General features: G+C 69.3%; 5 protein-coding genes and 1 pseudogene. 2 read left to right on the top strand and 4 right to left on the bottom strand.

The genetic code is table 11. The annotated features are described in order from the left end of the window. Positions 1-455 precede the first annotated feature (455 nt). Entirely contained in the window at positions 456-821 is a 366-nt protein-coding gene (locus HCC78_RS31670; protein ID WP_172332685.1) for a hypothetical protein, read from the top strand. Positions 822-924: 103 nt separating this feature from the next. Here the strand turns inward: HCC78_RS31670 and HCC78_RS34280 are convergent, their stop codons facing one another. The 4 genes and pseudogenes from HCC78_RS34280 to HCC78_RS31680 all read right to left on the bottom strand — a co-directional run bounded on the left by HCC78_RS34280 (position 925) and on the right by HCC78_RS31680 (position 3,276). Then, positions 925-1,188, bottom strand: a complete 264-nt coding sequence (locus HCC78_RS34280; RefSeq protein ID WP_253949466.1) for a hypothetical protein — start codon at positions 1,186-1,188, stop codon at positions 925-927. Between the two features lie 40 nt (positions 1,189-1,228). After that, positions 1,229-1,438 (bottom strand): annotated as a pseudogene (locus HCC78_RS35115) (cyclase family protein); the annotation flags it as partial. Then, positions 1,393-1,782, bottom strand: coding sequence for a cyclase family protein (locus tag HCC78_RS34285; protein WP_253949467.1), 390 nt, complete (start codon positions 1,780-1,782; stop codon positions 1,393-1,395). The pseudogene HCC78_RS35115 and the gene HCC78_RS34285, both read right to left, overlap by 46 nt. A gap of 138 nt (positions 1,783-1,920) precedes the next feature. After that, positions 1,921-3,276 carry an MFS transporter gene (locus HCC78_RS31680; protein ID WP_216671401.1) on the bottom strand — a complete coding sequence of 452 codons (1,356 nt, stop codon included), beginning with the start codon at positions 3,274-3,276 and terminating at the stop codon, positions 1,921-1,923. Here HCC78_RS31680 and HCC78_RS34575 point away from each other — a divergent pair. After that, positions 3,275-3,883: ABC transporter permease subunit (locus HCC78_RS34575; protein WP_256368377.1), on the top strand; the 609-nt coding region annotated here is incomplete at its 3' end. The two genes, HCC78_RS31680 and HCC78_RS34575, sit on opposite strands and share 2 nt — an antisense overlap.

Consider the following 3,883-nt stretch of genomic DNA (forward strand, 5'->3'; position numbering starts at 1 on the left):
GCAGCCGAGATCCACATCCGCGTCATTCGCGGCTGCGCTGGGACCGATGGCGCTTGCCGCTCATTCATGAACCGCTTCAACGCCCTCGGCACCGCCGAGATCGAGCGCTTGGCCTGACCTCCGCTGGGGAAGGGGCATCCCGCCCCGGCGCTGACTTCTGCAACGAAGCCATTTCCGCCTCCCCAGTGACACCCCTATTTTGGGGGTATTGCGAGCACCGGATTAGCGCTCATGCAAACGATCATGGGTGCCCGTTGGCCGGAACAGCGCATTCTCCCTACTATGCTCGCATGCTGGAGCTGCTGGTCTCAGCGCGCGGCCAGGCGGGTCTGTCACAGGCGCAGCTTGCAACGCGCCTGAGGACGCCGGCGTCCAATCTCGTGAACTGACCCCTGCTGCGGCACCGGCGGCTTCTTCGGCCATGTCCTCGCCAAGCCGCCAATCCCGGGCTTCTCTTGCCGCGCCACACCCTGGAGCTGTATCTGAAGGGTCTGAGCCCGGGCTGGGATACCCTGCGGGGCAAGCTGAACCGTCACAGCATTGACTACCTTGTGACTTCGCTCCGGCGCCAGCTGGCAAAGAGCTATGACAAGCAAGAGATCATCCTATGGTGCGACTTCCTTGAACAGATATCCATTGTCGATCCTAAATCCTTGGCCTTTCGGTACCGCGACGGCGCCATGGTGAGTTTTGAAATAGAGCCTCTTGCAGACCCAGAAATCTGGATAAACTTCGCCGCCATGAAGGAGGCGCTGGAGATGACATTTGACGCTATGGACAGGCTCAGGCTGCGAAGGGATCAAGGGGATGCCGCGGAGTAGATGTTTCAGATCGACCGTCTCGGGAACCGCCTCCAGCGCATAGACCCGGCCCGCTTTGCCGACGAAAACCTACGCGAGCGCAGCCATCTGCAGGAATGGATCGCTAACCAGCCCGACGCCCTCGGGGAAGACCTGCTGATCCTCGCAAAGGAATTCGACGGCTTTTCGGATAGCCGCCGACGCCGCCCTCGAACTTCGGGCAGCCGATCGAGACGAGGCATCCGGTCGGCGGCACGAGGTCGAGATGCGCGACGCCCTCCGCCTGGGCGCAGCCCTTGTGCATCAGCCAGCACTCGCCCTCGAGATCCGGGGTCGCATCGGTGTCCAGCGGCTCGTGGCCATGGAACATGGATGTGCCGCTCTTCATGGAGGAATTTCAGCGCGCCGCGCCCGACCCCGGGTAACGGCATTCGCGCGGCGAAGTCCTTGTCGGGCCAGCCCTTCGACCAGTCCGAGCGGACGAAGACAACCGAGCCTTCGGGAATGCGGCCATGCTCCGCCTCGAAGGCCTCGATGTCGGAGACCTGCAGCGCGTAGCCGAAATCCTCCGCCGCCTGGTCCTGCATCGGGATCACGACCAGCGGGCGCAAGGTGTAGGTCGCGGGCAGCTCGTCGATCGCCGGGAATTCCGGCGCCCAATGGGCGGGCGGATCAGCTGGGTGCCCAGCTGGTCGGTCGGCAGGCTGTAGGCGGTGGCGGCGAAACCGTGGGTCCCATAGGTGAAGACATCGCCCTCGGCTGCATAGCTGCCGAGGGCGGCCCCGGCTTGCGCGGGAGCGAAGACCGGATCGCCGGAACCGGGCCAGACCGGGATCTCCGGCGTGATCACATGGGTCAGGTCGATGTATTTCGCGCCCTTGAAGATGTCGTCATAGGCCTGCCAGAGGCCGGTCTCCTGCGCGCAGGCCGCACCCGCGAGGCAGCTGGCGGAAAGGGCGGCGAACAGGGGCAGGCGGGTCATGGTCGGGGCTCCGGAACTAGGAAATGTTGCACCCGGGCAGGCTGGCAGGCCCACTTCCGGCGGCCAAGCCGCGGAATGGCCCCGCCGACCGCCCGCCCTGCAACTGCCCGGAATTGCGGCGCGATCCGCCGCTTTGCGTCATTCTCCGCCGGCAAGGACCTCGGGCGGTTCGGCCGGAAGCGCGCCGCGCAGCAGGCTCGCCGCCCCGCCGAGAAGCGCAAGGCAGGCCCCGAGGCCCAGCCCCAGCTTCGGCGCGGCGGGCAGCGGCGCGGCCGCGAAAAGCAGTCCCATGGCCAGCCCGCCCGCGGTCTGCCCCGCCAGCCGCGCGGTGCCCTGCATGCCCCCGGCCGCGCCGCTGCGCGCCTTCGGCACCGAAATCAGCATGTTGCGGTTGTTCGGCACCTGGAACAGGCCGAAGCCCGCCCCGGCCAGCAGCAGCGCGGGAACGAGCGGCAGGGGGCCATGCGTCTCCGGCAGGAGCGCGGCCAGCGCCAGCCCGGCCGCGAGGCAGGTTCCGCCCGCCGCGCAGAGCGCCCCGCCCGGCACGCCGCGATCCGCCAGCCGACCCGAAAGCGGCCCGCAGACCGCGACCATCAGCGGCCAGGGCGTCATGCAGAGCCCGGTGGCCAGCACGCTCAGCCCCAGCCCGTGCTGCAGCAGGAAGGGCAGGGCAATGTATCCGGTCATCTGCGCGCCGAAGCAGCAGACCGACGCGGTCACCGAAAGCCGGAAGGACGGGTTCGCCAGCAGGTCGAGCGGCACCAGCGGCGCCTCGCGCCGGCGTTCGCGCCGGACCAGCGCGGCGAAACCGGCGGCAGAGGCGGCCAGAAGCGGCAGGCCGATCCCGGGCTCGCGCAGCGCGTGGTCGGCGCCGAGCACGAGCGTGCCGAAGGCCAGGGCATTCAGCGCGATGCTGCCGGGGTCGATCCTCCGCGCCGCGACCGGCGGGGCCGGGAGGCAGCCGCGGAAGAGCAGCACCGCGATCCCGACAGGCAGGTTCACCGCGAAGAGCCACTGCCAGCCGGCCGCCGACAGGATGGCCGCTCCGGCCATCGGTCCGAGCGCCGAGCCAAGCGCCACGACCATTGCCATCCAGCCGATGACGCGGCCCATGCCGCCCTGCGGCCAGCTGAAGCGCAGGAGCGCGATGCCGAGCGCCATCAAGGGCGCAGCCCCGATCCCCTGGACGAAGCGTGCCGCGACGAGCCAGCCCAGCGTCGGCGCCAGGGCGCAGGCGGCCGAGCCGGCGGTGAAGATGGCGAGCCCCGCGGCATAGGTCCGGCGCAGCCCGAAGCGCTCCCCGATCGCTGCGGCGGGCAGGATGCCCATGACCAGCGCCAGCTGGTAGGCGGTCACCACCCAGACAGTGTCGGCGGGCGCGGCGCCCAGCGAGGCCGACATGCTGGGCAGGGCGACATTGGCGATGGCCTGGTCGAGCACGACCAGCAGGACGGTGGAGAGCACGGCGGCCGTCGCGTTCCGGCGGCGGGGCATGGGCAGCCCGTCTTCGGCCTCGGGGCAGGGAGCGGAATGCGCGGAACTGGCATCGGAGGGGGGCATCGGGGGTCCTTGGAAGGAAATCGTGCCGGCATCCTGCGCATTCCTGCCGCAGAGTCCCGGCGCTGCACGAAATTTTGACCGGGGCAGGGGCGGAGATCTGCGCAATTGCCGAGAAACGAGGCGGTTGCAAAGCCTCGCCGGAGCCTTCCGGCAGCTGCGGGCGCCGCCGCTCCGCCGCAGCGGCCGCTGGCACGGCGCTGAACGGGCCGGAACCGGAGCTTTCCATCTGCCCGCTCGCGCATGGATCCGGACACCATCCATGGGCAGGAGCTCGGCGAGGCGCCGCCGCCGCGCGGCCCTGAAATCGATTCCCCCGTCGATCCGCGACGCGGCGCTCGGGGTGGGCGCTTCGAAGATGCAGGCGGTTTTCCACCATGTTCTGCCGCTTGCGATGCCGGGGATCCTGACGGGGACGATCATCGGGCTTGCGCAGGCGTTCGGCGAGACGGCGCCGCTGCTGCTGATCGGGATGGTGGCCTTCGTGCGCGAATTTCCCGAGGGCATCCTCGATCCGGCCGTGGGCCTTCCGGTCCAGGTCTAC

Source organism: Mangrovicoccus sp. HB161399 (genome assembly GCF_013184745.1).
Classification (GTDB): Bacteria; Pseudomonadota; Alphaproteobacteria; order Rhodobacterales; family Rhodobacteraceae; genus Mangrovicoccus.